General features: G+C 65.1%; 21 protein-coding genes. 17 read left to right on the forward strand and 4 right to left on the reverse strand.

Features of this window, described 5'->3' with window-relative positions; all coding sequences use genetic code 11:
* The first annotated feature begins 162 nt into the window (after positions 1-162).
* Genes BVH06_RS17060 through pcaC form a run of 4 tightly spaced genes read left to right on the forward strand, consistent with a single transcriptional unit; the run spans position 163 to position 4,133 of the window.
* Entirely contained in the window at positions 163-1,476 is a 1,314-nt protein-coding gene (locus tag BVH06_RS17060) for an MFS family transporter (protein WP_075934980.1), read from the forward strand.
* Between the two features lie 18 nt (positions 1,477-1,494).
* On the forward strand, positions 1,495-2,859 hold the full coding sequence (locus tag BVH06_RS17065) for a 3-carboxy-cis,cis-muconate cycloisomerase (RefSeq protein ID WP_075934871.1): 1,365 nt from the start codon (positions 1,495-1,497) through the stop codon (positions 2,857-2,859).
* Positions 2,860-2,884: 25 nt separating this feature from the next.
* Entirely contained in the window at positions 2,885-3,676 is a 792-nt protein-coding gene (gene pcaD, locus BVH06_RS17070; RefSeq protein ID WP_075934872.1) for a 3-oxoadipate enol-lactonase, read from the forward strand.
* Between the two features lie 58 nt (positions 3,677-3,734).
* Entirely contained in the window at positions 3,735-4,133 is a 399-nt protein-coding gene (gene pcaC, locus BVH06_RS17075) for a 4-carboxymuconolactone decarboxylase (RefSeq protein WP_027910639.1), read from the forward strand.
* A 54-nt stretch (positions 4,134-4,187) separates the two neighbouring features.
* On the opposite strand, the gene BVH06_RS17080 is transcribed toward pcaC, so the two are convergent.
* Complete coding sequence (locus tag BVH06_RS17080) at positions 4,188-5,909, reverse strand: FAD-dependent oxidoreductase (protein ID WP_075934873.1); 1,722 nt, start codon at positions 5,907-5,909, stop codon at positions 4,188-4,190.
* 158 nt (positions 5,910-6,067) lie between these two features.
* On the opposite strand from BVH06_RS17080, the gene BVH06_RS17085 reads away from it, so the two are divergent.
* Positions 6,068-7,834: an ABC transporter transmembrane domain-containing protein gene (locus BVH06_RS17085; protein WP_075934874.1), complete on the forward strand. Its 1,767-nt coding sequence runs from the start codon at positions 6,068-6,070 to the stop codon at positions 7,832-7,834.
* A gap of 274 nt (positions 7,835-8,108) precedes the next feature.
* On the opposite strand, the gene folE is transcribed toward BVH06_RS17085, so the two are convergent.
* Together folE and gap are read right to left on the reverse strand one after the other, a co-directional pair.
* Positions 8,109-8,672, reverse strand: coding sequence for a GTP cyclohydrolase I FolE (folE, locus tag BVH06_RS17090; RefSeq protein ID WP_075930546.1), 564 nt, complete (start codon positions 8,670-8,672; stop codon positions 8,109-8,111).
* 334 nt (positions 8,673-9,006) lie between these two features.
* Positions 9,007-10,008 carry a type I glyceraldehyde-3-phosphate dehydrogenase gene (gap, locus tag BVH06_RS17095; protein WP_075934875.1) on the reverse strand — a complete coding sequence of 334 codons (1,002 nt, stop codon included), beginning with the start codon at positions 10,006-10,008 and terminating at the stop codon, positions 9,007-9,009.
* Positions 10,009-10,139: 131 nt separating this feature from the next.
* On the opposite strand from gap, the gene edd reads away from it, so the two are divergent.
* The 10 genes from edd to BVH06_RS17145 all read left to right on the forward strand — a co-directional run bounded on the left by edd (position 10,140) and on the right by BVH06_RS17145 (position 22,362).
* Entirely contained in the window at positions 10,140-11,969 is a 1,830-nt protein-coding gene (gene edd / locus BVH06_RS17100; protein ID WP_075934876.1) for a phosphogluconate dehydratase, read from the forward strand.
* Positions 11,966-12,952 (forward strand): glucokinase, encoded by a 987-nt coding sequence (locus tag BVH06_RS17105; RefSeq protein WP_075934877.1) that lies wholly within the window; start codon positions 11,966-11,968, stop codon positions 12,950-12,952. The genes edd and BVH06_RS17105 overlap by 4 nt, the downstream gene beginning before the upstream one ends.
* 29 nt (positions 12,953-12,981) lie before the next feature.
* On the forward strand, positions 12,982-13,716 hold the full coding sequence (locus BVH06_RS17110) for a response regulator (RefSeq protein ID WP_075934878.1): 735 nt from the start codon (positions 12,982-12,984) through the stop codon (positions 13,714-13,716).
* Positions 13,706-15,163: an ATP-binding protein gene (locus BVH06_RS17115; protein WP_075934879.1), complete on the forward strand. Its 1,458-nt coding sequence runs from the start codon at positions 13,706-13,708 to the stop codon at positions 15,161-15,163. Before BVH06_RS17110 ends, BVH06_RS17115 begins: the two co-directional genes overlap by 11 nt.
* A gap of 232 nt (positions 15,164-15,395) precedes the next feature.
* Positions 15,396-16,631 (forward strand): AGE family epimerase/isomerase, encoded by a 1,236-nt coding sequence (locus BVH06_RS17120; RefSeq protein WP_075934880.1) that lies wholly within the window; start codon positions 15,396-15,398, stop codon positions 16,629-16,631.
* Positions 16,632-16,744: 113 nt separating this feature from the next.
* Positions 16,745-18,013: an ABC transporter substrate-binding protein gene (locus BVH06_RS17125; RefSeq protein ID WP_075934881.1), complete on the forward strand. Its 1,269-nt coding sequence runs from the start codon at positions 16,745-16,747 to the stop codon at positions 18,011-18,013.
* A gap of 116 nt (positions 18,014-18,129) precedes the next feature.
* Positions 18,130-19,038 carry a carbohydrate ABC transporter permease gene (locus BVH06_RS17130; RefSeq protein WP_075930538.1) on the forward strand — a complete coding sequence of 303 codons (909 nt, stop codon included), beginning with the start codon at positions 18,130-18,132 and terminating at the stop codon, positions 19,036-19,038.
* The gene (locus BVH06_RS17135; RefSeq protein WP_075930537.1) at positions 19,031-19,861 is read left to right on the forward strand and encodes a carbohydrate ABC transporter permease; all 831 of its coding nucleotides are present in this window, start codon (positions 19,031-19,033) and stop codon (positions 19,859-19,861) included. Before BVH06_RS17130 ends, BVH06_RS17135 begins: the two co-directional genes overlap by 8 nt.
* A 46-nt stretch (positions 19,862-19,907) precedes the next feature.
* The gene (locus BVH06_RS17140; protein ID WP_075930536.1) at positions 19,908-21,056 is read left to right on the forward strand and encodes an ABC transporter ATP-binding protein; all 1,149 of its coding nucleotides are present in this window, start codon (positions 19,908-19,910) and stop codon (positions 21,054-21,056) included.
* 103 nt (positions 21,057-21,159) lie between these two features.
* Positions 21,160-22,362, forward strand: a complete 1,203-nt coding sequence (locus tag BVH06_RS17145; RefSeq protein WP_371915301.1) for a maltoporin — start codon at positions 21,160-21,162, stop codon at positions 22,360-22,362.
* 211 nt (positions 22,363-22,573) lie between these two features.
* Here BVH06_RS17145 and BVH06_RS17150 read toward each other — a convergent pair whose 3' ends face one another.
* Entirely contained in the window at positions 22,574-23,434 is an 861-nt protein-coding gene (locus BVH06_RS17150; protein WP_177344614.1) for a MurR/RpiR family transcriptional regulator, read from the reverse strand.
* A gap of 177 nt (positions 23,435-23,611) precedes the next feature.
* On the opposite strand from BVH06_RS17150, the gene zwf reads away from it, so the two are divergent.
* Together zwf and pgl are read left to right on the forward strand one after the other, a co-directional pair.
* Positions 23,612-25,081 (forward strand): glucose-6-phosphate dehydrogenase, encoded by a 1,470-nt coding sequence (gene zwf, locus BVH06_RS17155; RefSeq protein WP_075934883.1) that lies wholly within the window; start codon positions 23,612-23,614, stop codon positions 25,079-25,081.
* The gene (gene pgl, locus BVH06_RS17160; RefSeq protein ID WP_075930532.1) at positions 25,068-25,781 is read left to right on the forward strand and encodes a 6-phosphogluconolactonase; all 714 of its coding nucleotides are present in this window, start codon (positions 25,068-25,070) and stop codon (positions 25,779-25,781) included. The genes zwf and pgl overlap by 14 nt, the downstream gene beginning before the upstream one ends.
* The last annotated feature ends 15 nt before the right edge of the window (positions 25,782-25,796 follow it).

A 25,796-nucleotide genomic window follows, 5' to 3' on the forward strand; every position in this document is an offset into this window, starting at 1 on the left:
GTTTGAATCCAGCAACTCTCTTCAAGTTTCGTTTGTCCTCACCCGTTCACGGTCCACGACACCGTGCTCTGGTGGGGATGGGCGACCTAAAATGACGAATCATTTGGTTACATGTGGGGTCGGAGTAGGGACGGTCCCGTTTCCTACCAGTGAGTATCCATGATGAGTACTGAAGCCAGCGCGGCGTACGAAGCCCCCAACTACAGCCCGGAAGAGCGCCGCAAGCGCATCTTTGCCATCGTCGGTGCCTCGTCGGGCAATCTGGTCGAGTGGTTCGACTTCTACGTTTACGCCTTCTGCGCGATCTACTTCGCGCCGGCCTTCTTTCCTTCCGACGACCCCACCGTGCAACTGCTCAACACTGCAGGCGTATTCGCTGCGGGTTTTCTGATGCGGCCGATCGGCGGCTGGGTGTTTGGCCGTGTTGCGGACAAATACGGCCGCAAAGTCTCGATGATGATCTCGGTGCTGATGATGTGCCTGGGTTCGCTGGCCATCGCGTGCATGCCCACCTACAGCAGCATCGGCACCTTGGCGCCCGTGCTGCTGTTGCTGGCGCGCCTGTTCCAGGGCCTTTCGGTGGGCGGCGAGTACGGCACCACGGCCACCTACATGAGTGAGGTAGCGCTCAAGGGCCAGCGCGGTTTCTTCGCTTCGTTTCAGTACGTCACCCTGATTGGCGGACAGTTGCTGGCGGTGCTGGTGGTGGTGATTCTCCAGCAGGCGCTGAGCGAGGACGAGCTGCGTGCCTGGGGCTGGCGCATCCCCTTCGTGATCGGCGCGATGGCGGCGGTGGTGGCGTTCTATCTGCGTCGCTCGCTGGACGAAACCGCCAAGCAAGACCAGATCGGCAACAAGGAATCGGGCAGCGTCGCCTACCTGTTCAAGCACCACAAGGCCGCGTTCTTCACCGTGCTGGGCTACACCGCCGGTGGGTCGCTGATCTTCTACACCTTTACCACCTATATGCAGAAGTACCTGGTCAACTCGGCCGGCATGAGCGCCAAGACCGCCAGCGGCATCATGACCGGCGCGCTGTTCCTGTTCATGATCATGCAGCCGTTGTTCGGTGCGCTGTCCGACCGTATCGGTCGCCGCACCTCGATGCTCTGGTTCGGCGCCCTTGGTGCGATCTGCACCTGGCCGATCCTGGCCTTGCTGCATACCGTGCAGAGCCCGGTGATGGCGTTCCTGCTGATCATCGCGGCGCTGGCCATCGTCAGCCTGTACACCTCGATCAGCGGCCTGGTGAAGGCCGAGATGTTCCCGCCGGAGGTGCGTGCCCTGGGCGTCGGCCTGGCTTACGCGGTAGCCAACGCACTGTTTGGCGGCTCGGCGGAATACGTTGCCCTGGGGCTGAAATCCATCGGCATGGAACAGACCTTCTACTGGTACGTATCAGGCATGATGGTGCTGGCCTTTCTGGTCAGCCTGCGCCTGCCGCGCCAGGCCAGTTACCTGCACCACGATCATTGACCACGGAGTGTTCGCTGTATGAGTTCAAGGCCCGCTAGCCAGCTGTTCGATGCCTATTTCACGAGTGCGCCGATGCGCCAGGTGTTCAGCGATCAGGGTCGTGTGCAGGGCATGCTCGACTTCGAGGCAGCGCTGGCCCGGGCCGAAGCGGCGGCCGGGGTGATCCCGCAGGCGGTGGTCGCCGATATCGAGGCGGCTTGCCGCGCCGAACTCTACGACTTCGACGCGTTGGCGGTGGCCATCGGCAGCGCCGGCAATTCAGCGATTCCGCTGGTCAAGGCGCTGGGCAAACGCATCGCGGCGAGCAACCCCGAGGCCGAGCGCTACGTGCATCTGGGCGCCACCAGCCAGGACGCCATGGACAGCGGCCTGGTGCTGCAGCTGCGTGCGGCCATCGATCTGCTGGAAAAGGATCTGGACGCCCTGAGCAGACAGCTGGCCACGCAGGCCCAGCGTCATGCGGCAACGCCCATGGCCGGGCGCACCTGGCTGCAGCATGCCACGCCGGTGACCCTGGGCATGAAGATCGCAGGCTGGCTGGGCGCCATCGATCGTCATCGCCAGCGCCTCGACGAAATCAAACCGCGCCTGCTGTGCCTGCAGTTCGGCGGCGCCTCGGGCAGCCTGGCCGCATTGGGCGACAAGGCCTGGCCAGTGGCCGGTGCGCTGGCCGCCGAACTGGACCTGCAACTGCCCGAGCAGCCCTGGCACACCCAGCGTGATCGCCTGGTCGAGTTCGCCAGCCTGCTCGGCCTGATTGCCGGCAGCCTGGGCAAGCTGGGCCGTGACCTCAGCCTGCTGATGCAGACCGAAGCCGGCGAGCTGTTCGAGCCCTCGGCGCCGGGCAAGGGCGGCTCCTCGACCATGCCGCACAAGCGCAACCCGGTGGGCGCGGCGGTGTTGATCGGCGCCGCCACCCGCGCGCCCGGGCTGGTCGCTACCATGTTCGCGGCCATGCCCCAGGAGCACGAGCGCAGCCTGGGGTTGTGGCACGCCGAGTGGGAGACGCTGCCGGAGCTTTGCTGCCTGGTCTCCGGCGCCCTGCAGCAGGCGCTGATCCTGGTGCCGGGCCTGGAAGTGGACGCCGAGCGCATGGCCACCAACCTCGAATTGACCCGCGGCCTGGTGCTGGCCGAGGCGGTGAGCATCGCCCTGGCGCAACGCATCGGTCGTGACGCTGCCCACCATCTTGTCGAGCAATGCTGCAAGCAGGCGGTGAAGGAGGGCGCACACCTGCGCGCCGTGCTCGGCGCCAACGCCGAGGTCAGCGCCCAACTGTCCGCCGATGAGCTGGACCGCCTGCTCGACCCGGCCCATTACCTGGGCCAGGCGCAGCGCTGGGTCGATCGCGCCGTGGCCCTGCACCGCAGCGCGAACCACTGAACCGTTTTCCCGTTAGGAGATTGTCATGCCTGTCGTTTCCCTCGCCGATGGCGACCTGAACTACCTGCTAGAAGGCCCGGCCGACGCACCGGTGCTGGTGTTGTCCAATTCTCTGGGCACCAACCTGCACATGTGGGATGCGCAGATTCCGGCGTTCACCGAGCACTTCCGGGTGCTGCGTTATGACACCCGTGGCCATGGCCAGTCGCTGGTCACGCCGGGTTTCTACAGCATCGAGCAGAGCGGCCGCGACGTGCTGGCACTGCTCGATGCCCTGAACATCGACAAGGTGCACTTCTGCGGCCTGTCCATGGGCGGGCTGATCGGCCAGTGGCTGGCGATCAACGCCGCCTCGCGCCTGGATCGCCTGGTGCTGTGCAACACCGGCGCCAAGATCGGCACCGACGAGGTGTGGAACACCCGCATCGACACCGTGCTCAAGGGTGGCGAGAAGGCCATGCGCGACCTGCGTGATGCCTCCATCGAGCGCTGGTTCACCGCGCCGTTCGCCAAGGCCCAGCCGGAGAAGGTCGAGCCGATCGTCACCATGCTGGCGCAGACCTCGCCCCAGGGCTATGCCGGTAACTGTGCAGCGGTGCGCGATACCGACTACCGCGAGCAGATCGCCACGATCGACGTGCCGACCCTGATCGTATGCGGCACCGGTGATGCGGTGACCACGCCCGAACACGGTCGCTTCATGCAAGAGCGTATTCCGGGCGCCGAGCTGGTCGAGTTCGATGCTGCGCACCTGTCCAACGTGCAGGCTGGTGAACTGTTCACCAGGCGCGTGCTGAGCTTTCTGCAAACCAATTGAGCCTGCAGTGCGTGGGCGTCGTCGCACGCCCACGCCGTGAAGAAAAATGGAGCCACCGATGGACGAGAAACAACGCTACGACGCCGGCATGCAGGTGCGCCGTGCGGTGCTGGGCGATGCCCACGTCGACCGCAGCCTGGAAAAACTGACGCCGTTCAACGAAGAGTTCCAGGAGATGATCACCCGCCACGCCTGGGGCGACATCTGGACGCGCCCGGGGCTGCCGCGCCACACCCGTAGCCTGATTACCATCGCCATGTTGATCGGCATGAACCGCGAGGGTGAATTGAAGCTGCACCTCAAGGCCGCCAAGAACAACGGCGTGACCCGCGAGGAAATCAAGGAAGTGATCATGCAGAGCGCAATTTACTGCGGCATTCCGGCAGCCAACGCCACTTTCCACCTGGCCGAAGAGTTGTGGGACGAAGTCGGCGTCGAGTCGCTGAACAAGGCCTGACGTCGTAGCGATCTGCAGAGCCCCGCCCAAGCGGGGCTTTTTGTTGTCCGGCGACTACTCGTACTCACTGACGCCCGCCGCATGCCGGGCCGCGACGTAGCCGAAGGTCAGTGCCGGGCCCAGGTTGATGCCGCCTGAGGGATAGTGACCGCCGAACACGCTGGCCATGTCGCTGCCGGCAGCGTAGAGGCCGAAGATCGGCTGGCCATCGGCATCCAGCACCCGGCCGCTGCCGTCGGTCTTGAGCCCGGCGAAGGTGCCGAAGCAGCCGGGCTGCACCTTCACCGCGTAGAACGGGCCATGCTCGATAGGCGCCACGCAGGGGTTGGCGCCAGGGTGCAGCGGGTCGCCCTGTTTGCGGTTGAAGGCGGTGCTGCCGCGGCCGAACTGCGGGTCTTCGCCGTTGCGGGCATGTTGGTTGAAAGTGGCCACCGTGCTCGCCAGCCCCATCGGATCGATGCCGCAGTCGAGCGCCAGCTGCTCTATGGTCGCCGCACGTTTCAGGTAGCCGCTACGCAACATCGCCCACAGTGGTACGGGCGCCGGGCGGGCGAAACCCAGGCCGTAGCGGCGCTGGAAGCGATGATCGCAGATCAGCCAGGAACACACCGGCTGGTCCTCGGGCACCTGTTCGACCATCGCCGCCACGTAGTCGTAATAGCCGTGGGCTTCGTTGACGAAGCGCTTGCCGCTGGCCAGCACGCCGATGATGCCGGGCTTGCCGCGCTCGATGATGTGCGGGAAGTGGCCGATACTGCCGTCGCGGTGCGGCACCCGGGACACCGGCGCCCAGGCGACCGGCGATTTCAGCCGGGTATCGACCTGGGCACCCAGCGCTTCGCCCAGGCGCAGGCCATCGCCGGAGCAGGCGGTTGGCGGCAGGGCCAGGTTGTCCGCGCCGCTGACATCGCGGGGAAAAAGCTGCTGGCGCCGTCGAGGATCGTTGGGGAAACCGCCGGCCGCCAGCACCACTGCACGGGCACCGATGAAGTGCTCGCCGTCCGCACGGCGCAGCGTGGCGCCGCTGATACGGCCATCTTCCTGATGCAGGCTGATCACCGGTGCCGACTCGATCATCGTCACGCCCAGGTCGGCGGCCGAGCGGGCCAGCCGGGCGACCAGCGCGACGCCGTTGACCAGGTGCATGGCGCGGCCATAACGGGCCAGGTGATAGAGGTGCGTGGCAAAACGACGGGTCACGTGCCACAGCGCTCTCGGTGAGCGGGTCATGCTCAGGAAGGCGGCCAGGTCGGCGCCGGCCATGATCGGCATGCCCATGAACGAGGTCTCGCGCAGCGTCCTGCGCAGGCGCGGCAGCAGGTCGAGCACTTCGCGGCCGTCATAGGGCGCGGCGATCACCTGATGGCCGCCGGTGGCGGCGCCGGGCGTGTCGCCATGCATGTCGGGAATGCCGTTGCCGTCGGCGAACTGCAGGGCGGTGTGCCGTTCGAAGAACGCCACCATCTGCGGGCAGGCGTCGAGAAAGGCCCTGACACGCGTTTCGTCGAAATGCTCGCCCAGCTCGTGGCGCAGGTAGGTGAGCGGTTGCTCGATGTCTTCCTGGATGCCGGCCCGCTGCGCCAGCGGGTTGCGCGGAACCCAGGCCCAACCTCCGGACCAGGCGGTGGCGCCGCCGAACACGGCGTCCTTTTCCATCAGCACCACGCGCTGGCCATGCCACGCTGCAGTCACCGCGGCGGCCAGCCCGGCGGCGCCCGAGCCGACCACCAGCAGGTCGCAATGTTGAGGAAGTGGAGTGGTGGTGGCGGCGGGCATGGGCGCTCCTGGCGGCTAATGATTGTTTTTGGAATCGGGTTCCATATATTAAATGGAGCGCTGATCGCCGCCAAGCGCAGGGCCCCCGCTTGATGTTTGCGCCGATAGACCCCATCTGATGGGCTGTAACCCTCTCGCCATCAGCCTTCGAGCCCGCCATGAAATCGCTTTTGTCCGGTCGCCAGCGCGGTGCCCTGCGCACATCCTGGGCGTTTATCGCCCCTTATCGCGGTCGCGTGGTCGGTGCGCTGCTGGCGCTGCTGTTCACTGCCGCCATTACCTTGTCCATGGGGCAGGGCATCAAGCTGCTGGTCGATCAGGGCTTGGCCACTCAGTCGCCGGAAGCGTTGCGCCATTCGATACTGCTGTTCTTCGTGCTGGTGCTGGCGCTGGCGGTGGGTACCTACACGCGCTTCTACCTGGTTTCCTGGCTGGGCGAGCGGGTGGTGGCAGACATCCGCAAGCGCGTCTTCGATCACCTGGTCGGCCTGCACCCCGGCTTTTACGCCCACAACCGCGCCTCTGAGATCCAGTCGCGGTTGACCGCCGATACCACCTTGCTGCAGTCGGTCATCGGCTCGTCGCTGTCGATGGCGCTGCGCAACCTGATCATGCTGGTCGGCGGCATGATCCTGCTGGTGGCCACCAACCCCAAGCTCAGCGCCATCGTGCTCGCGGCACTGCCGCTGGTCGTCGCACCGATCCTGCTGTTTGGCCGCCGTGTGCGTGAGTTGTCGCGGCAGAGCCAGGATCGCATCGCCGATGTCGGCAGCTACGTCAGCGAAGTGCTCGGGCAGATCAAGACAGTGCAGGCCTACAACCATCAGGCCGAAGACCGCCGGCGCTTCGGCCAGTCCGCCGAGGCGGCGTTCGACACTGCCCGCAAGCGCGTCGCCCAACGCGCCTGGCTGATCACCGTGGTGATCGTGCTGGTGCTCGGCGCCGTGGGCGTGATGCTCTGGGTCGGCGGCATGGATGTGATCGCCGGGCGCATCAGCGGCGGTGAGCTGGCGGCATTCGTGTTCTACAGCCTGATCGTCGGCTCGTCGTTCGGCACCCTCAGCGAGGTGATCGGCGAGCTGCAACGCGCCGCTGGCGCCGCCGAGCGCATCAGCGAACTGCTCAGTGCGCGCAACGAGATTCATGCGCCACTCGGCGGCGCGCTGGTTCCGGTCCGGCCTGCGGAGGGCCGTATCGAAGTGCAGGATTTGTCCTTCGCCTACCCGACGCGCCCCGACAGCCTGGCGCTGCAAGACATCACGCTGGCGGTGGAGCCGGGCGAAACCCTGGCCATCGTCGGCCCGTCCGGAGCCGGCAAGTCGACGTTGTTCGACCTGCTGCTGCGCTTTTACGACCCGCTACAGGGGCGCATCCTTATCGACGGCCTGCCCATCGAGCGCCTCGACCCGCACGCCCTGCGCGAGAACTTCGCGCTGGTTTCCCAGCACCCGGCGCTGTTCTTCGGCAGCGTGGCCGACAACATCCGCTACGGGCACCCGGAGGCCAGCGATGCGGACGTGGAAGCCGCCGCCCGCGCGGCCCATGCCCATGAATTTATCGAGCGCTTGCCCCAGGGTTATCAGACCCATCTGGGCGATGCGGGCCTGGGGCTTTCCGGCGGCCAGCGGCAGCGCCTGGCGATTGCCCGCGCCTTGCTGGTGGATGCACCGATCCTGCTGCTCGATGAAGCCACCAGCGCCCTGGACGCCGAGAGCGAGCACCTGATCCAGCAGGCGCTGCCCGAACTGATGCGTGGCCGCACCACCCTGGTGATCGCCCACCGCCTGGCCACGGTGAAGAGCGCCGACCGCATCGCGGTCTTCGATCAGGGACGGTTGGTGGCACTGGGTAAACACGCCGAACTGGTCGCCAGCAACACGCTTTATGCTCGGTTGGCCGAGTTGCAGTTCGTCGAAAAGAGTTAAGGGGTAGGGTGCTAGTATTGGCGTTGGCTGTGAGGTGGGTCGGTGAAGCGTGACCCACCCTACGGGCTGCCAATGGTGCGGGCGAAGCCGATATCGCGGCGATGCCACCATTGGTTCGTGCCGAGGGCGACGCTCCCGCGCGGGTGGCGGGTTGCGAGGTCAATGGGGCCGGGTGGGAGCCCCGACCCGGGGCGAATGGTGGGCGCAGCGCAGAGAGAGCGGCGGCCCGACGATTTCATCGCGCCGAGGGCGGACGCTCCCACAGTCTCAAGCCTCAACCGTTGACCAGGCTCAGAAACTCGCTGCGGGTCGCGGCGTTCTCGCGAAACTCGCCGAGCATCACCGAGGTGACCATGGAGGAGTTCTGCTTCTCCACGCCGCGCATCATCATGCACATGTGCTTGGCTTCGATGACCACTGCCACGCCCAGGGCACCAGTGACCTGCTGGACGGCCTCGGCGATCTGCCGGCTCAGGCTTTCCTGGATCTGCAGGCGTCGGGCATACATGTCGACGATGCGCGCGACCTTGGACAGGCCCAGCACCTTGCCGCTGGGAATGTAGGCGACGTGGGCCTTGCCGATGAAGGGCAGCAGGTGGTGCTCGCACAGCGAATACAGCTCGATATCCTTGACCACCACCATCTCGCTGGCGTCGGAGCTGAACAGCGCACCGTTGGTGACTTCTTCCAGGGTCTTCTGGTAGCCATTGCACAGGTACTGCATGGCCTTGGCGGCGCGCTTGGGCGTGTCGAGCAGGCCTTCGCGGGAAACGTCTTCGCCGAGCTGGCCGAGGATGGCGGTGTAGTGCTGTTCGAGGGTGTTGCGGCTAGAGTCCATGCGGCTTCCAGTGGTTTGCGGATATCGATTAGCGGCTGCCTGGCGCCAACGCCAGCACGTTTGGCGCGGGGTCAAGCTTGGCCTAGTGGGCGAGGCGGGCAGCAATTGTAATCCGCTCGCAGCGATTTACCGAGCCTTTATGCCGCTCGGTGCATCGCTGCGTCTGTCAGAACCTGTTCAAAGCCTCGCGAGCTAGAGCAATGCAAGGCCTGGGCGGCCCCGCAAAAACAGGCGAGGACGCGGAGTTTACGAGCTGTAAATGAGCAGTCCGAGCCTGTTTTTAACGCCGCAGTGCCGACGCGCAGCAGGCTTTGAACAGGTTCTCAGCGCAGGTTCATTTGGCGGCGTTAGCTGCCAGGCAGGTGTCGAGCATGCGGTTGGAGAAGCCCCATTCGTTGTCGTACCAGGCCAGCACTTTCACCAGGCGGCCATTCACCTTGGTGTGGTTAGCGTCGAAGATCGACGACAGCGGATTGTGGTTGAAGTCGCAGGACACAAGCGGCAGGGTGTTGTAACCCAGTACAGGGGATTTCTCGGCAGCCGCCTTCATAAGTGCGTTGATTTCCTCGACGCTGGTGTCGCGCTGCACCTGAATAGTGAGGTCGACCAGCGACACGTTGATCACCGGCACGCGCACCGCCATGCCGGTCAGGCGCCCGGCCAGTTCCGGGAGCACCAAGCCCACCGCTTCGGCAGCGCCGGTCTTGGTGGGGATCATCGACTGGGTGGCCGAGCGCGCCCGGAACAGGTCGCTGTGATACACGTCGGAGAGGTTCTGGTCGTTGGTGTAGGCGTGGATGGTGGTCATCAGCCCACTTTCGATGCCCAGCTCGCGCTGCAGCACCTGAGCGACCGGTGCCAGGCAGTTGGTGGTGCAAGAGGCATTGGAGATGATCGGCTGGTCGGCGCGCAGGCTGCCTTCGTTGACGCCGTAGACGATGGTCGCATCGGCGCCCTTGGCTGGCGCGGAGATGATCACCTTGCGGGCGCCGGCGCTCAGGTGGGCGGCTGCCTTGTCGCGATCGGTGAAAAGGCCGGTGCATTCGAACACCACGTCGACGTCCAGATCCTTCCAGGGCAGCTCGGCAGGATTACGGATCGCGCTGACGGCGATGCGGTCACCATTGACGAGCAGGTTTTGTCCATCGACTTCGACGGACGCGTCGAAAATGCCGTGTACGCTGTCGTACTTGAGCAGATGAGCGTTGATGGCGCTGTCGCCCAGGTCATTGATGGCGACGACTTGCAGCTTTTCGCGATAGTTCTGGGTATAGAGTGCCCGGAGCACGTTACGGCCGATACGACCGAAACCATTGATGGCAATTCGCAATGTCATGAGCGTCGATCCTTATATGTTGTTTTAAAAACAAGATTATTCTCATGAAAGTAGAAATCAAGCGTTTTAGCTGTCAATATTTTGATAAAAATACAATTCGAAGTGCTACCCGCTAGCCTGGAGTCGACACCATGCACCCCCGCATTCTCGAGGTAACCGACCGCCTTATTGCCCGCAGCCGCGCCACCCGCGAGCGTTACCTGGCGCAGATGGCCGCTGCCGACAGCCAGGGCCCGCACCGCGGCGCGCTGCAATGCGCCAACTTCGCCCATGGCGTGGCCGGTTGCGGCTCGGCCGAAGACAAGCAGCGCCTGCGGCTGATGAACGAGGCCAACGTCGGCATCGTCACCGCCTATAACGACATGCTGTCCGCCCACCAGCCCTACGAACACTATCCGGAACTGATCAAACAGGCCCTGCGCCAGGTCGGCTCGGTGGGCCAGGTGGCCGGCGGCGTACCGGCGATGTGCGACGGCGTGACCCAGGGTGAACCGGGCATGGAACTGAGCCTCGCCAGCCGCGAGGTGATCGCCATGTCTACCGCCGTGGCGCTGTCGCACAACATGTTCGATGCGGCGATGCTGCTGGGCATCTGCGACAAGATCGTCCCGGGGCTGATGATCGGCGCCCTGCGTTTCGGCCACCTGCCGATGATCTTCGTGCCGGGCGGGCCGATGCCTTCGGGCATTCCCAACAAGGAAAAGGCCGAGGTTCGCCAGCTTTATGCCGAAGGTAAGGCGACCCGCGAGCAACTGCTCGAATCGGAGATGAAGTCCTACCACAGCCCCGGTACCTGCACCTTCTACGGCACCGCCAACACCAATCAGGTGGTGATGGAAATCATGGGCCTGCATCTGCCGGGCTCGTCGTTCGTCAACCCGTACACACCGCTGCGTGACGCGCTGACCGCCGAGGCCGCCCACCAGGTGGTGCGCCTCACGCGGCAAGGCGGCGAATACACGCCGCTGTGCCGGATCATCGACGAGAAAGCCATCGTCAACTCGGTGGTGGCGCTCAACGCCACCGGCGGTTCGACCAATCACACGCTGCACATCCCGGCCTTCGCCCGCGCCGCCGGCATCCAGCTGACCTGGCAGGACATGGCCGACCTGTCCGCCGTCACCCCGACGCTGGCCAAGGTCTACCCCAATGGCCAGGCTGACGTGAACCACTTCCATGCCTGCGGCGGCGTGCCCTTCATGGTGCGCACGCTGCTCGAAGCCGGCCTGCTGCACGAGGATGTCTATACCGTCGCCGGCCAGGGTCTGTCGCGCTATACCCAGGAGCCGTTCCTGGATGGCGAGCGCCTGGTCTGGCGCCAGGGCCCGGAGCAGAGCCTGGATCGCAACATCCTGCGCAGCGTGCCGGAAGCCTTCTCCCCCGAGGGCGGGTTGCGGGTGCTGACCGGCAACCTCGGCAACGGCGTGGCCAAGGTGTCGGCCGTGGCGCCGGAGCATCAGGTGGTCGAAGCGCCGGCCCGCGTGTTCGAAACCCAGGTCGAACTGGCCGAAGCCTTCAAGGCCGGTGAGCTGGAGCGCGATTTCGTCGCCGTGGTGCGCTTCCAGGGGCCGAAGGCCAACGGCATGCCCGAGCTGCACAAACTCACGCCGTACCTGGGCATTCTCCAGGATCGCGGCTTCAAGGTGGCGCTGGTTACCGATGGGCGGATGTCCGGCGCGTCGGGCAAGGTGCCGGCGGCCATTCACGTCAGCCCCGAGGCCTGGGATGGAGGCCCGCTGGCGCGGGTGCGCGACGGCGATCTGATTCGCGTCGATGGCGTGACCGGGCACCTGCAGGTGCTGGTCGACGACATCGCCTGGAACGCCCGCAAGATCGCGCCGCGCCCGCAAGGCACCGGCGTCGGTTGTGGCCGCGAGCTGTTCGCCTTCATGCGCGCCGCATTCAGCCCCGCGGAAGAGGGCGCCAGCGCCTTCACCGCCGAACTGGATTCGCTGCGATGAGCCTGGCGCTGGTTGGCGACATCGGCGGCACCAATGCGCGTTTCGCCCTGTGGCGTGATGGCGGCCTGCACGGGGTGCGGGTATCGGCGACTGCCGATCACGCCACCGTCGAACAGGCCATCGTCGCTTACCTGGCCGCCGAAGGTCTGGCGCTCGGCGAAGTGCAAACCATTTGCCTGGCCTGCGCCGGGCCGGTGGAAATCGATCCGTTCCGCTTCACCAACAACGCCTGGCGCATCGACCGCCAGGCGTTCTGCGCCGAACTGCAGGTGCGCGAGCTGCTGCTGCTCAACGATTTTTCCGCCATGGCCTTGGGCATGACCTGCCTGCAGGACGACGAGTACATTACCGTCTGCCCCGGCGTGGCGCAGCCTGGCCGCCCGGCGGTGGTGATCGGTGCCGGCACCGGCCTGGGCGTAGGCACCTTGCTGAGCTTGCCCGATGGCAGCTGGCACGCGTTGCCGGGCGAGGGCGGCCACGTCGACCTGCCGGTGGGCAGCAACCGCGAGGCGCTGATCTGGCAGGCGCTGCATCGCCAGCTCGGCCATGTCAGCGCCGAGGCTGGCGCTCTCAGCGGCAACGGGCTACTCGCCTTGTACCGCGCGACCTGCGCGGTGGACGGTCAGTCGGCCCCCCTGCAGAGCGCGGCCCAGGTTACCCGGGCCGCGCTGGAAGGGGAGCCGTTGGCGGTCAACGTGCTGGAGCTGTTCTGCTGCCTGCTCGGCCGTGTGGCGGGTAACAACGTGCTGACCGTGGGCGGCCGAGGCGGCGTGTTCATCGCCGGCGGCATGGTGCCGCGCTTCGCCGACTTCTTCATGGCCAGCGGGTTCTCGCGCAGCCTGCGCGACAAGGGCTGCATGAGCGACTACTTTGATGGCCTGCCGGTATGGCTGGTCACCGCGCCTTACCCGGGCCTGGTCGGCGCGGGAGTGGCGGTGGAGCAGCACCTGCAGAGGAACCAGCACCCCGAACACTCTGTCTAGCATCGCCGATAACAACAAGGATCATCGATGTGAGCCCAACTGGAAAATCCATCCTGCTGGTCGACGACGACCAGGATATTCGGGAACTGCTGCAAACCTACCTCGGGCGTGCCGGCCTGCAGGTGCGCACCGTGGCCGATGGCGCCGGGTTTCGCGAGGCGCTCTGCGAAGGCGGCGCCGACCTGGTGATTCTCGACGTGATGCTACCCGACGAGGACGGCTTCAGCCTGTGCCGCTGGATCCGCGAGCACCAGCGTTTCGCCCAGGTCCCGATCATCATGCTGACCGCCAGCTCCGACGAGGCCGACCGGGTCGTCGGCCTCGAGCTGGGTGCCGACGACTACCTCGGCAAGCCGTTCAGCCCCCGCGAGTTGCTGGCGCGTATCAAGGCGCTGCTGCGCCGGGTCAATTTCGCCCAGGAGCGTAGCGCCGACGTGCTGGTGTTCGACGAGTGGCGCCTGGACATGGTCAGTCATCGGCTGTTTCACCTCGACGGCGAGGAAGTGCTGTTGTCCGGCGCCGACTTTGCGCTGCTCAAGCTGTTTCTCGATCACCCGCAACAGATTCTCGACCGCGACACCATTGGCAACGCCACTCGCGGCCGCGAGATGATGCCGCTCGAACGCATCGTCGACATGGCCGTGAGCCGCCTGCGCCAGCGCCTGCGTGACACCGGCAAACCGCCGCGGCTGATCCGCACCGTACGTGGCAGCGGCTACCAGCTGGCCGCCGCCGTCAGTGCGCAGGCCGGCAATGCGCGCTGACTGGCGTCGGCTGGTGCCGATTCCACGTTCACTGCTGGGCCGCATGCTGCTCCTGACCTTGCTCTCGGTGCTGGCGGCGCAGACGTTGTCCAGCGCCATCTGGCTGTCGCAATTGCGCGCCACTCAGCTCGAAGGCCTGGTCACCACGGCGCGCAGCCTGGCCCATTCGATGTCGGCCAGCGTGCGTTATTTCCGTTCGCTGCCGGTGGCCTACCGACCGATGGTGCTCGACCAGTTGCGCAGCATGGGCGGCACCCGCTTCGTGGTCAGCCTCAACGACCGGCCCTTGACCATGCACCTGCTGCCCGAAACGCCGCGCAAGCTGGCGGTGACCGAGGCGGTCAGCGAGGTGCTGCGCGCTTCGTTGGGCAACAAGGCGGACATTTCCGTGACCTTCGTCAGCCCGGATGATCTGCGCATTTTCAATGGTGGCCTGAAACTCGACGAGTTGCCGCGCTCCTGGGCCCATTACGCCCTTACCCTGGAGCCGGTCAACCCGCCGGTACTGGTCACCCAGATCCAGCTGGCGCCCGGCGAGTGGCTGTATATCGCCTCGCTCTTGCCAGAGCCCTACACCAGCCTGGAGGAGCCGGTACTGCCGGCCCAGCAGTTGTGGTTCATCCTGCTCAGCAGCGGCTTTCTGCTGTTGTTCATCGGCATTCTGGTGCGCTGGCAGAGCCGGCCGCTCAAGCGCCTGGCGCGCGCTGCGCGGCACTTGTCGCTGGGCGCCGACATCGAGCCGGTGGAGGAGGCCGGCGGGCGTGAAGTGGTCGAGGTGGCGCGGGCCTTCAACGCCATGCGCGAGCGCATCAGCCGCTACCTGACCGAGCGCGCCCAACTGTTCAGCGCCATTTCCCATGACCTGCGTACGCCGATCACCCGGCTGCGGCTGCGCGTCGAACTGCTCGACGACGAAACCCTGCAGACCAAGTTCGGCCGCGATCTCGACGAGCTGGAACTGCTGGTCAAGGGCGCGCTGCAGTGCGTCAAGGACACCGACATCCACGAGAACATCGAGTCGGTGGACCTCAACCAGCTGCTGCACTGTCTGGTCGAACCCTACCTGGCGCCGACCGGCAATGGCCGAGTGACCCTGCACGGCGAGGCCGGCGCCGAATACCTAGGCAAACCCCTGGCGTTGCGGCGCTGCATCGGCAACCTGGTCGACAACGCGCTCAAGTACGGCCACCGCGCCCATCTGCATGTCGAGGACGATGACGAGGCCTACGTGCTGCACGTCGACGACGAGGGGCCGGGGGTACCCGAGCAGCGCCTCGAGCAGGTGTTCGAGCCGCACTTTCGCCTGGCCGGGCAGCAGCAGGGTTATGGCCTGGGCCTCGGCATCGCGCGCAACATCGCCCATAGCCATGGCGGCGAGGTGAGCCTGCAGAACCTGCGCGAAGGCGGGCTGCGAGTGACCCTGCGCCTGCCGCGGATGCCGGATTGAATGTCACCGCCCCGTGACAAAGCAGCCGGCCTTCGTTACTTGGCGGTAGGTAGCCGTCAGTAGACTCGTCATGAGCTTTTTGACGATTTGTATCCGCCGGTGCCTGCACAGCCTCTCTTAGCCTGGGTTAGCCAAAGGCGTAACCCAGGTTTTTGACGGACCCGGGTATCACTGCGCTCAACCCGGGCTACCGACTGATGCGGCCATTTTCCGTCTGTATGGAATAACAACAATGACGATCACACCCGTACTCCCCGCTGACAGCTGGCTGGTGAAGCCCGCCCATCAGGCCTGGCTGAATGCCGAAGGCGTGCGTCTGCTGCCGTTCGCCCGTGCGGCGAAAGTCGAGCATGGCTTCGCCGCCCTCGATGCAAGGGGCGCGTTGGCGCCTGATGCCGTCGCCGAGCTGATCCACACCACGCGCATGACCCACTGCTTCGCCCTGGCCCATCTGCAAGGCATTGCCGGCTATGGCGAGCTGGTCGATCACGGCGTCGCCGCACTGCAGGGCCGGCTGCGTGACGAGGTGGCCGGCGGCTGGTTCGCCGATGCGACCCGCGAGAGCGATAAGACCGCCTACCTGCACGCCTTCGTGGCCCTGGCCGCCAGCAGCGCCCAGGCGGCTGGCAGGCCCGGTGCCAGCGAGCTGCTGGACGAAGCGATCGGCATCCTCGAGCGGCATTTCTGGAGTGAGGAGGAGGGCGCGCTGCGGGAGAGCTTCAGCCGCGACTGGTCGCAGGAGGAAGCCTACCGCGGCGCCAACAGCAACATGCATGGCGTGGAAGCCTTTCTCGCCCTGGCCGACGTCACGGGCGACAGCGTCTGGCTGCAGCGCGCGTTACGTGTCGCCGAGCGATTGATCCACGGGCATGCCGCCTCCCGCGGGCACGTGGTGGTCGAGCATTTCGACCGCCAGTGGCAGGCGCTGCCCGACTACAACACCGATAACCGCGCCGATCCGTTTCGCCCCTATGGCAGCACGCCCGGGCACAGTTTCGAATGGGCGCGCCTGTTGCTGCATCTGGAGGCCGCCCTGATGCGCGCCGGACTGGAAGCACCCGCCTGGCTGCTGGACGACGCGCGCGGTCTGTTCACCAGTGCCTGCCGCGATGCCTGGTTGGCCGACGGCGCGCCGGGGCTGGTCTACACCCTCGACTGGCAGGCGCGGCCAGTGGTGCGTGCGCGGCTGCACTGGGTGCAGGCCGAAGCCAGCGCGGCGGCCGCGGCGCTGCTGCGGCGAACCGGCGAGCCGGATTACGAGCAGTGGTACCGGCGCTTCTGGGAATTCACCGCCAGCCATTTCATCGATCTACAAGCGGGCAGCTGGCACCATGAACTCGATACCGGCAACCGCCCGGCTGCCAGCATCTGGCCGGGAAAGCCCGACCTGTACCACGCCTACCAGGCCGTGCTGCTGCCGCGCGTGGCGCTGGCGCCGAGCCTGGCCACGGCATTGGCTGCCATGTAACGGCGTGGTGACATTCACGCATCGCTTCGTTACCTGGCGGCCCGCCAACCCTGATTACACTCCCTGCAACGCAAGCGCCATGACTTGCCGCTAACAACAAGAAAGGTACTTCGATGAACGCGATCACCCGTCTCGCTACTGCCGTTTCTCTCGCTTCCCTGTTGCCCCTCACCGCGCTGGCGGCCGACTCCAAAGGTACGGTCGAAGTCGTGCATTGGTGGACGTCCGGTGGCGAAGCGGCAGCCGTGAAGGTCCTGCGTGAGCTGGTCGAGAAGGACGGCTACACCTGGAAGGACAGTGCCGTGGCCGGTGGTGCCGGCTCGGCCGCCATGACCGTGCTGAAGACCCGTGTGGTCTCCGGCAACCCGCCAGGCGCCGCACAGATTAAGGGGCCGGATCTGCAGGAGTGGGGCGCGCTGGATCTGCTCGCACCGCTGGACGACGTGGCCAAGGCCAATAACTGGGATGGCCTGCTCTCGAAAACTGTCGCCAATACCATGAAGTACGACGGCCATTACGTGGCCGTGCCGGTGAACATCCACCGCGTCAACTGGCTGTGGATCAACCCGGCAGTCTTCAAGAAGGCCGGCATCAACAAGGCGCCGACCACCCTGGACGAACTCTACGCCGCCGGCGACAAGCTCAAGGCCGCCGGTTTCACGCCACTGGCCCATGGCGGCCAGCCATGGCAGGACAGCACCGTTTTCGAAGGCCTGGTGCTTAGCATCATGGGCGCCGAGGGCTACCACAAGGCGTTCGTCGAGAACGACGAGGCGACCCTGACCAGCCCGCAGATGGCCGAAGTGTTCACCGCGCTGAAAAAGCTCTCCACCTACATGGACGACAACCGTGCCGGGCGTGACTGGAACCTGGCCACCGCCGAAGTCATCGACGGCAAGGCCGGCATGCAGATCATGGGCGACTGGGCCAAAAGCGAATGGACCGCCGCCGGCAAGGTCGCCGGCAAGGACTACCAGTGCGTACCGATGCCGGGCACCGCGGGCAGCTACACCTACAACATCGACTCCATGGCCATGTTCAGGCTGAAGAAAGAGGGCGACATCGCCGCCCAGCATGCCCTGGCGCGCATCGCCCTGGAGCCCGAGTTCCAGTACGTGTTCAACGAGAACAAGGGCTCCATCCCGGTTCGCTCGGACCTGGACATGAGCAAGTTCGACAGTTGCGCTCAGGCCTCCATGAAGGATTTCCAGGAGGCCGATAAGGCCGGCAAGCTGGAACCGAGCATGGCCCACAGCATGGCCACCAACCTGGCGGTGCAGGGGGCGATCTTCGATGTGGTCACCAACTTCATGGCCGACAAGAACGCCGACCCGAGCAAGGCCGGTGCGCAGATGGCTGCGGCGATCAAGTCCGCGCAGTAGCGTGAAGCGGGCCGCTGCCCTGCGGCCCGCCTGATTTCACCATCCGTTCGTGCGACAGGCACCGCGCCTGTCGCTGGCGGAGTTCGTCCCGAATTTCTCTACACACGGTAGGCCCGATGAGTGTCACGACGGTAATCGGCAAGGCTTCACCCTTCGATGCGCTGCAGCGCTGGCTGCCCAAGCTGGTACTGGCGCCCACCATGCTGGTGGTGCTGGTGGGGTTCTACGGCTACATCCTGTGGACGGCGGTGCTGTCGTTCACCAATTCCAGCTTCATGCCCAGCTACAAGTGGGTGGGCCTGCAGCAATACCTGCGGTTGATGGACAACGACCGCTGGTGGGTCGCCAGCAAGAACCTGATGGTCTTCGGCGGCCTGTTCATCGCCATCAGCCTGGTCATCGGCGTGCTGCTGGCGGTGCTGCTGGATCAGCGCATTCGTCGCGAAGGCGTCATCCGCACCATCTACCTGTACCCCATGGCGCTGTCGATGATCGTCACCGGCACCGCCTGGAAGTGGCTGCTCAACCCCGGCTTGGGCCTGGACAAACTGCTGCGCGACTGGGGCTGGGAAGGCTTTCGTCTGGACTGGCTGGTGGACCCCGAGCGGGTCGTCTACTGCCTGGTGATCGCGGCCGTGTGGCAGGCCTCGGGCTTCGTCATGGCGTTGTTCCTGGCCGGGCTGCGCGGCGTCGATCAGTCGATCATCCGCGCCGCCCAGGTCGATGGTGCGAATCTTCCGACCATCTACCTGCGCATCGTGCTGCCGAGCCTGCGCCCGGTGTTCTTCAGTGCGGTGATGATCCTCGCCCACATCGCCATCAAGAGTTTCGACCTGGTCGCGGCGATGACCGCGGGCGGGCCCGGCTACGCCTCCGATCTGCCAGCGATGTTCATGTACAACTTCACCTTCAGTCGCGGGCAGATGGGCATCGGCTCGGCCAGCGCCATGCTGATGCTCGGCGCGATCCTGGCGATCCTGGTGCCGTACCTCTACTCGGAATTGCGAGGCAAGCGCCATGACTAAGGCCTTCAGTCCAAGCCGCCTGGCGATTCACGCCACCCTGTTGTTCGCCGCCGCGCTGTACCTGGTGCCGCTGGTGGTGATGCTGCTGACCAGCTTCAAGACCCCCGAGGACGTGCGCGCCGGCAACCTGCTGTCGCTGCCCGACGCCTTCACCCTGATCGGCTGGGTCAAGGCCTGGGACGTGGTCGGCGGGCACTTCTGGAATTCGGCGAAGATGGCCATTCCGGCGGTGCTGATCTCCACTGCCATCGGCGCGCTCAACGGTTACGTGCTGTCGATGTGGCGCTTTCGCGGCTCGCAGCTGTTCTTCGGCCTGCTGCTGTTCGGCTGCTTCCTGCCGTTCCAGACCATTTTGCTGCCGGCCTCGTTCACCCTCGGCAAATTCGGCCTGGCCAATACCACCACCGGCCTGGTGCTGGTGCACGTGGTCTACGGCATCGCTTTCACCACGCTGTTCTTCCGCAACTTCTACGTCAGCGTTCCGGATGCTCTGGTCAAGGCCGCGCGCCTGGATGGCGCGGGGTTCTTCACCATCTTCGGGCGCATCCTTTTGCCCATGTCGGTGCCGATCATCATGGTCTGCCTGATCTGGCAGTTCACCCAGATCTGGAACGATTTCCTGTTCGGTGTGGTGTTCGCCAGTGGCGATGCCCAGCCGATCACCGTGGCCCTCAACAACCTGGTGAACACCAGCACCGGGGCCAAGGAATACAACGTGGACATGGCCGCGGCGATGATCGCCGGGCTGCCGACCCTGCTGGTTTACATCCTGGCGGGCAAGTATTTCCTGCGCGGCCTCACGGCTGGCGCGGTAAAGGGTTGAAAGCTGCTGCGCTCGCTCGCGGCACTTTCGAAGTGGAGAGAAGTAAATGGCAACGCTCGAACTGCGCAACGTCAACAAATCCTACGGCAGTGGCCTGACGGACACGCTGAAAAGCATCGACCTGAAGATCGACGATGGCGAATTCCTGATCCTTGTCGGCCCGTCGGGCTGCGGCAAATCCACCCTGATGAACTGCATCGCCGGGCTGGAGAGCATCAGCAACGGCGCCATCCTGGTCGACGATGCAGACATCAGCGGCATGAGCCCCAAGGATCGTGACATCGCCATGGTGTTTCAGTCCTACGCGCTGTACCCGACCATGAACGTGCGCGACAACATCGCCTTCGGCCTGAAGATGCGCAAGCTGGCCCCGGCGGCCATCGACGAGGAAGTGGCGCGCGTCGCCAAGCTGCTGCAGATCGAACACCTGCTGGGGCGCAAGCCCGGCCAGCTCTCCGGCGGCCAGCAACAGCGCGTGGCCATGGGCCGGGCCCTGGCGCGACGCCCGAAGATCTACCTGTTCGACGAGCCGCTCTCCAACCTCGACGCCAAGCTGCGGGTGGAGATGCGTACCGAAATCAAGCTGATGCACCAGCGTTTGAAGACCACCACGGTCTACGTCACCCACGACCAGATCGAGGCCATGACCCTGGGCGACAAGGTGGCGGTGATGAAGGACGGCGTGATTCAGCAATTCGGCACCCCACAGCAGATCTACAACGATCCTTCCAACCTGTTCGTGGCGAGCTTCATCGGCTCGCCACCGATGAATTTCATTCCCGTGCAGGTGCAGCGTCGCGACGGGCAGGCCTGGGCCGTGCTGGCGTCTGCCGAGGGGCGTTGCGAGCTGCCTCTGGGCGAGCTGCCCGAGGGCGCGGAGCAGGGCGAATTGCTGCTCGGCGTGCGCCCCGAGCAGGTGCAACTGGCGAGCGGCCTGGCGCAGGCCCATACGCTGGCCGCACAGGTAGAAGTCACCGAGCCTACCGGGCCGGACACCCTGGTGTTCGTCACCGTCAATGACAGCAAGCTGTGCTGCCGCCTGGCGCCCGATCAGGCGCCGCCGGTGGGCCAGCGCCTGGAACTGCACATCGATGCGGCGCGGGCACTGCTGTTCGATGCCAAGAGCGGCGAGCGCGTACGGCCCCTGGCCCGTACGGCGCAACCAGGCAACGTCACCTCGTTAACGAATCGTTGAAAAGGAGTCGGCCTCGTAGTCCTGATGCCGGCATTGCAAAGCGGTAACAACAATAAAAACAGCAGGAGAGGATATGAAACGATCAACGGGTTTCGGCCTGGTCATGGCGCTGGGCTCCCTGACTCTGCCGGTCACGGGTATGGCGCTGGAGTTCAGCGGCTACGTGCGCAGTGGTGCCGGCACGGCCGATGGCAATGGCCGACAGTCGTGCTTCCAACTGCCGGGCGCACGCTCCAAGTACCGTTTGGGTAACGAGTGCGAGCAGTACGCCGAGCTGGATCTGCGTCAGGATCTGTTCACGCTCGACGACGGCTCGGTGCTGAGCATCGAAGGCATGGCGCAGCTGTTCAACGAGTACGGGCACACGCCGAAATTCACCGGTGACCACGGTACCGCGCGGATGAACCAGATGTACGCCGAGTGGAGCAACATGCCGGCGCTGGGCGGCGGCTCGCTGTGGGCCGGGCGGCGGTTCTACAAGCGTAACGACATTCACATCTCCGACTTCTACTACTGGAACCAGAGCGCCACCGGTTTCGGTATCGACGAGATGAAGATCGGTGATTACAAGTACAGCTACGTGTTCTCGCGCAAGGACAGCTACGACCAGAAGGAATACATCAACCGCCACGACTTCAACGTCGGCGGCTTCGTGACCAACCCGGGCGGCGAGATCGAGGTGGGCGTCAGCTACGTCGACAAGCCATCCTCCGTGGACGACTCGCACAGTGGCTGGGCGGTGACCGGGCAGCACGTGCAGAAGAACTTCCTCGGCCTGGGCGGCGACAACAAGTTTGCCCTGCAGTACGGCGAGGGACCGGGGACCGGCCTGGGCTACACCGGCGACCCGACCCTGGATCGCAGCGCCAAGAGCTGGCGCGTGGTCGAGTTCTTCGACTTCCAGATGACCCCGCGCCTGGGCGGTCAGGTACAGGCCGTGTACCAGAAGGACAAGCGTGAAGACGGCGGCGACCAGGATTGGTGGTCGGTGGGCGGGCGCACCAGCTACGCCTTCACCCAGCAGTTCAAGCTGGTCGGCGAGATCGGCCATGACCAGGTGGACGCCTCTGGCGGCACCCGCAAGCTGAGCAAGTTCACCATCGCGCCGACCTGGTCGCCGAATGGCCCCGGCTTCTTCGAGCGACCGGAAATTCGCCTGTATTACACCTACGCCACCTGGAACAAGGCGGCGCAGGAAGCGGCGAACCTGCTGGCCGAAGGCTCGGCGCTGTCCGACACCGGTGCCTTTGGCAGTGCGCGCAATGGCTCCAACTTCGGTGTGCAGGTGGAGTACTGGTGGAAGTAGGGCGCTAGGCTGAACGGCTCCCCGGAGGCCGGAGCAACGGTGTTTTGCAGCACTTCACTTACCCTGCGTACTTCCCATCGCGCAGGGTGAGTGGGGCTCTGTCTTTGCCTGGCGGTCGGTCTGCTTTACGGAGCACGCAGCTTACGACGGCACGGTTTTCCGCTTGGGCGACCCGCGATGCCAGGGCTTCGAATCCTGATGCCGTTCGGGTTCAGTCTTGCTCTTCGCTGGCTGGATAACGGCTGGCGTTGAGGCTTTCCTTGATCTTGCGCAGGTGCGGCTGGAAGTCCGCGCCGCGGCGCAGGGTCATGCCGGTCGCCAGTACGTCCAGCACCGTCAATTGAATGATGCGCGAGGTCATCGGCATGTAAATGTCGGTGTCCTCGGGCAGCGGGATGTGCACGCTGAGGCTGCAGGCCTGGTCGAGCGGGGAGCCGGCGGCGGTCAGGCCGAGCACCGAGGCGCCATTTTCCCGGGCCAGGCGGGCCACCTCGACCAGTTCCCGGGTGCGCCCGGTGTAGGAGATGATCACGAACAGATCGCCGGTATGCGCCACCGAGGCGAGCATGCGCTGCATCAGCACGTCGGCGTGGGCGGACACCGCCAGGTTGAAGCGAAAGAATTTGTGCTGGGCATCCAGAGCCACCGGCGCCGAGGCGCCTAGGCCGAAGAAGTGGATCTGCCGGGCCTGGATCAACAGGTCGACGGCGCGGCTGACCAGGTTGGCGTCCAGGCTCTGCCAGGCGCTGTCCAGCGAGGCGATGGCGCTGCCGAAGATCTTGCGCGTATAAGCCTCGGGGCCGTCGTCGGCTTCCACCGCACGGCTCACGTACGCCGCGCCACTGGCCAGGCTCTGTGCCAGTTGCATTTTCAATTCCGGGTAGCCGTTGACGCCGAACGAGCGGCAGAAACGGTTGACCGTCGGCTCGCTGACCTGGGCGGCCTGGGCGAGGGCAGCGATGCTCAGGCGGGTGGCCTGCTGCGGATTGAGCAGTATCACTTCGGCGACCTTGCGTTCGGCCTTGTTGAGGCTCTCGAGGCGGCCCTGGATCTGTTCGAGAAGATTGCGCACGCGATCCATTGTTGTCCTTGTCCGATAAAATGCCGGGTTAATCCTAAGCCGGGGCTGGTCAACTGGCTACCGGTACCGTGCACTCTACGAATATGTTGTGTTTATTACTACATTTTTGGTTGCGCGATGCCGGGTTACCCGCTATCAATAGGGCAACTTGATAGAAGAACAAAGATCATGTCGATGATTCCCGTTGAGCCTTGTACACTCGCTCTGTTCGGCGCCCTGGGCGACCTGGCGTTGCGCAAGCTGTTTCCCGCCCTCTACCAGCTCGACCGCGCCGGTTTGCTGCACGAGGATACTCAGCTGCTCGCGCTGGCGCGCGATGGCGGCGACCCTGACAAGCACCTGAGCACCATCGATGCGCACCTGCGTCGCTACCTGCCGGCCACCGAGCTGGACGAGGCAGCGATGCAGCGCTTCCAGGCGCGCCTGCGCTACCTGAGTATGGAATTCCTGCCGCCGGACAACTACCCGCAATTGGCTGAAATGGTCGGTAGCGGTCGCCAGCTGATCGGCTATTTCGCCACACCGGCCTCGGTGTACGGTGGCATCTGCGCCAACCTGGCAGCGGTCGGCCTGGCCGAGAACACCCGGGTGGTGCTGGAGAAACCCATCGGCCATGACCTCGACTCTTCGCGTGCGGTCAACGATGCAGTGGCGGCCTATTTCCCGGAAAGCCAGGTCTATCGGATCGACCATTATCTGGGCAAGGAAACGGTGCAGAACCTGATTGCCCTGCGCTTCGCCAACAGCTTGTTCGAGACCCAGTGGAACCAGAACCACATCACCCACGTGGAAATCACCGTGGCGGAAAAGGTCGGTATCGAAGGCCGCTGGGGCTACTTCGACAAGGCCGGCCAACTGCGCGACATGATCCAGAACCATTTGCTGCAGTTGCTCTGCCTGATCGCCATGGATCCGCCGGGCGACCTGTCCGCCGATGCCATCCGTGACGAGAAGGTCAAGGTGCTCAAGGCCCTCGAGCCGATGACCGCCGAGCAGCTTTCGCGCCACGTTGTGCGCGGCCAGTACGTGGCCGGCACCAGCGATGGCAAGGCCGTTCCCGGCTACCTGGAAGAAGAAAATTCCAACGCCCAGAGCGACACCGAAACCTTCGTCGCCCTGCGCGCCGACATCCGCAACTGGCGCTGGGCCGGCGTGCCGTTCTACCTGCGCACCGGCAAGCGCATGGCGCAGAAGCTGTCGCAGATCGTCATCCACTTCAAGGAGCCGCCGCACTACATCTTCGCGCCGGAGCAACGCCAGCTGATCGGCAACAAGCTGATCATCCGCCTGCAGCCAGACGAGAGCATTTCCTTGCAGGTGATGACCAAGGATCAGGGGCTGGACAAGGGCATGCAGCTACGCAGCGGCCCGCTCCAACTGAATTTTTCCACCGCTTACAAGAGTGCGCGGATTCCCGATGCCTACGAACGTTTGCTGCTGGAAGTGATGCGCGGCAACCAGAACCTGTTCGTGCGCAAGGACGAGATCGAGCACGCCTGGCAGTGGTGCGATCAGCTGATCGCCGGCTGGAAAAAACTCGGCGACCCGCCCAAGCCATACGTCGCCGGCACCTGGGGGCCGATGAGTTCCATCGCCCTGATCACTCGCGATGGGAGGGCCTGGTATGGCGATCTCTGACCTCGAATTTCCCGTGGGCGTGGTCGCCCGCAGTCACAGCGACGCGCAGCACCTGGCGAGCGCGCTGGCCGAGAACGTGGCTGGCGCGCTGCGCGCTGCCATAGACAGCCACGGCCAGGCGACCTTGGTTGTATCCGGTGGGCGCAGCCCGATCGCTTTCTTCAAGGCGCTCGCGCAACAGCCGTTGCCCTGGGCCAAGGTGCTGGTGAGCCTGGCAGACGAGCGCTGGGTGCCAACCAGCCACGAGGACAGCAACGAGGCGCTGGTGCGTCGTCACCTGCTGCAGGGGCCGGCTGCCGAGGCCCGGGTGCTGGGGCTGTATCACAGTGCAGGCAGCCTCGAGGAGGCGGCCGAACTCACCGAACAGGCGCTGCGTGACTTGCCAGTCATCGACGTGCTGGTACTGGGCATGGGTACCGACGGGCATACTGCCTCGCTGTTTCCAGGCAGCCCGAACCTGGAGCAGGCGCTCAGCGACGAATGCCCGCGTCGTTGCTTGCCGATGTTGGCGCCGAGCGTGCCGCACCAGCGCCTGACCCTGACCCTGCCGCTGCTCAGGGCGGCCCGCCTGCCGCTGCTGGCGATCGAGGGGGCGGGCAAGCTCGCGGTGCTCGAGCAGGCTTTGCAGCAAGACAATCATAAGAACATGCCGATCAGCGCGTTTCTGCGCGCGCCGCTCGAAATCTACTGGTGCCCTTAGGCCCGAAAGGAACAC

Source organism: Pseudomonas sp. PA27(2017) (genome assembly GCF_001945445.1).
In the GTDB taxonomy this organism is placed as follows: Bacteria; Pseudomonadota; Gammaproteobacteria; order Pseudomonadales; family Pseudomonadaceae; genus Aquipseudomonas.